Here is a 1565-nt window from a genome sequence, read left to right as displayed (position 1 = left end):
GCTCTATTGCTCTTTAACAATGTAGATCATGCTGACAAAGTCCCTTTCTCTTCCCGGAGAAAGGGCAAATGATACGTCTCAAGCGTATCCGGCAATTGTCGTGCATCATCGACTGACAGACCCCTTGGGGTTATATGGTCAAGCGATGAAGCGCATACGGTGGATGCCTAGGCAGTCAGAGGCGATGAAAGACGTGGAAGCCTGCGATAAGGTTCGGCGAGGTGGCAAACAACCTGTGACCCGGACATTTCTGAATGGGGAAACCCACCCAGGGTAACCTGGGTATCCCACACTGAATACATAGGTGTTGGGAGGCGAACCGGGGGAACTGAAACATCTAAGTACCCCGAGGAAAAGAAATCAACCGAGATTCCCCCAGTAGCGGCGAGCGAACGGGGACCAGCCCTTAAGCAATACGACCGGTAGGTGAACAGACTGGGAAGTCTGGCCATAGTGGGTGATAGCCCCGTAACCGAAACCCGAGTGTTGTGAAAACGAGTAGGTCGGGGCACGTGAAACCTTGACTGAACATGGGGGGACCATCCTCCAAGGCTAAATACTCCTGACTGACCGATAGTGAACCAGTACCGTGAGGGAAAGGCGAAAAGAACCCCGGAGAGGGGAGTGAAATAGATCCTGAAACCGTATGCGTACAAGCAGTGGGAGCAGACTTGTTCTGTGACCGCGTACCTTTTGTATAATGGGTCAGCGACTTATTTTCAGTGGCGAGCTTAACCGTATAGGGGAGGCGTAGGGAAACCGAGTCTTAACTGGGCGACCAGTCGCTGGAAATAGACCCGAAACCGGGCGATCTATCCATGAGCAGGTTGAAGGTTGAGTAACATCAACTGGAGGACCGAACCAGGATCTGTTGAAAAAGATTTGGATGACTTGTGGATCGGAGTGAAAGGCTAATCAAGCCCGGAGATAGCTGGTTCTCCTCGAAAGCTATTTAGGTAGCGCCTCACGTATCACCGCCGGGGGTAGAGCACTGTTTCGGCTAGGGGGTCATCCCGACTTACCAACCCGAGGCAAACTCCGAATACCGGTGAGTGCAAGCGTGGGAGACACACAGCGGGTGCTAACGTCCGTTGTGAAAAGGGAAACAACCCAGACCGTCAGCTAAGGCCCCGAAATCCTGGTTAAGTGGGAAACGATGTGGGAAGGCTTAGACAGCTAGGAGGTTGGCTTAGAAGCAGCCATCCTTTAAAGAAAGCGTAATAGCTCACTAGTCGAGTCGGCCTGCGCGGAAGATGTAACGGGGCTCAAACCAGGTGCCGAAGCTACGGGTTCGCCGAATGGCGAGCGGTAGAGGAGCGTCGTGTAAGCCGATGAAGGTGGATTGAGAAGTCTGCTGGAGGTATCACGAGTGCGAATGCTGACATGAGTAACGACAAGGGGAGTGAAAAACTCCCCCGCCGGAAGACCAAGGGTTTCTGTTCGACGCTAATCGGAGCAGAGTGAGTCGGCCCCTAAGGCGAGGCCGAAAGGCGTAGTCGATGGGAAACGGGTCAATATTCCCGTACCTCACAGTATTGCGATGGGGGGACGAAGAAGGCTAGGTG

General features: G+C 53.4%; 1 rRNA gene. It reads left to right on the top strand.

Going from position 1 to position 1565, the window contains the following annotated elements:
* Positions 1-136: 136 nt before the first annotated feature.
* A 23S ribosomal RNA gene (locus BUE38_RS22060) occupies positions 137-1565 on the top strand; the annotation flags it as partial.

The organism is Halomonas cupida (assembly GCF_900142755.1).
GTDB lineage: Bacteria > Pseudomonadota > Gammaproteobacteria > Pseudomonadales > Halomonadaceae > Halomonas > Halomonas cupida.
This window is presented reverse-complemented; position numbering and strand designations above follow the sequence as displayed.